The organism is Pseudomonas sp. 22085 (genome assembly GCF_052045815.1).
In the GTDB taxonomy this organism is placed as follows: domain Bacteria; phylum Pseudomonadota; class Gammaproteobacteria; order Pseudomonadales; family Pseudomonadaceae; genus Aquipseudomonas; species Aquipseudomonas glycinae.
Window position 1 is genome coordinate 1 of record NZ_JBQEQA010000047.1, and the last position, 1,513, is coordinate 1,513.

Here is a 1,513-nt window from a genome sequence, read left to right on the forward strand (position 1 = left end):
CACTTCACCCACCTGGAAGAAGTGCAGTTCACCTACCGCAAAATCACCTGGACCCACGAAGTATCCGGTACTTCGGGTTCCGATGACTGGCGTGCTCCAGTCGTTTAATTACGGCTGATCGTTTCAAGCATCGGCCAGCTCTGCTGGTCGATGTTGTTTACGCCCCTCCAGAATTTCGCGTACGTTGACCCGCTTTGCGGGCGTCGACGAGCGCCGCTGTACAGCACGAGGAACAAGGGATGTTCGCGCCGGCCAATGAAACCCACTTTGCCCTGACCATCGAAGGTCTTTCCGCCGACTTTCAGGTATTTACCCTGAGCGGCCGGGAAGCCATCAGCCAGCCTTTTGTATTCGAGGTGGAGCTGGTCAGTGAGCAGCCGTCGCTGGACCTCGAAACCCTGCTGCACAAACCGGCCTTCCTGCAGCTGTCGCCCGACGGCAGCGGCATCCACGGCCTGATCTACCGCGCCGCGCAAGGCGATTCCGGCAAGCGCCTGACGCGCTACTCCGTGACCCTGCGCCCGCAACTGGCGTACCTGGCGCACCGGATCAACCAGCGGATCTTCCAGAACCTCAGCGTGCCGAAAATCATTGGCAAGGTCCTTGAAGAACACGGTATCCAGGGCAACGCCTACGCCTTCCAGACCGGCTCGATCTACCCCGATCGCATTTACTGCGTGCAATACGACGAATCGGACCTGCATTTCATCCAGCGCCTGTGCGAAGAAGAAGGCATTCACTACCACTTCCAGCACAGCGCCACGGGCCACAAACTGGTGTTCGGCGATGACCAGACGGTGTTCAAGAAACTGGCGCCGGTGGCCTATCAGCAGGACTCCGGCATGGTCGCCAGCAACCCGGTGATCAAACGCTTCGACCTGCGCCTGGAAACCCGTACCAGCCGCACCACCCGCCGCGACTATGACTTCGAAAAACCGCGCCTGACGCTGGAAAGCGAAAACCGCGGCGATGCCCTGCCCGACCTCGAGGACTACGATTACCCGGGCCGTTTCATCGACCGCGAGCGCGGCAAACACCTGGCAAAACGCGCCCTCGAACGCCACCGCAGCGACTTCCAGCTCGCCGAAGGCAAGAGCGACCAGCCGTTGCTGGTCAGCGGCCATTTCCTCGCACTCAAAGAACACCCGAAGGCCAAGTGGAATGACCTGTGGCTGCTCACCGAAGTCCACCACGAAGGCAAGCAGCCGCAGGTGCTGGAAGAGTCGGTGACCAGCGACACCACCGCGCTGAAAGACGATCTCCATCAGGGTTACCGCAACCGCTTCCAGGCCACCCCGTGGGACGTGCCGAATCGCCCGCCCCTGCGCCACCCGAAACCGCGCATCCTCGGCAGCCAGAGCGCCGTGGTCACCGGCCCTAAAGGTGAAGAAATCCACTGCGACGAATACGGCCGCGTGAAAGTCCAGTTCCATTGGGATCGTGAAGGTCAGGCCGACGACAAGACCAGCTGCTGGCTGCGCGTCTCCAGCGCCTGGGCCGGCGCCCAGTACGG

At 61.5% G+C, this 1,513-nt stretch carries 1 protein-coding gene and 1 pseudogene; both read left to right on the top strand.

The features are described 5' to 3' along the window. Window positions 1-108: pseudogene (locus ACTJK7_RS29035) on the top strand (Hcp family type VI secretion system effector); the annotation flags it as partial. A 131-nt stretch (window positions 109-239) separates the two neighbouring features. Continuing rightward, window positions 240-1,513, top strand: a 1,274-nt coding sequence (gene tssI, locus ACTJK7_RS29040) for a type VI secretion system tip protein TssI/VgrG (RefSeq protein WP_440819241.1), incomplete at its 3' end; no start/stop codon positions are given.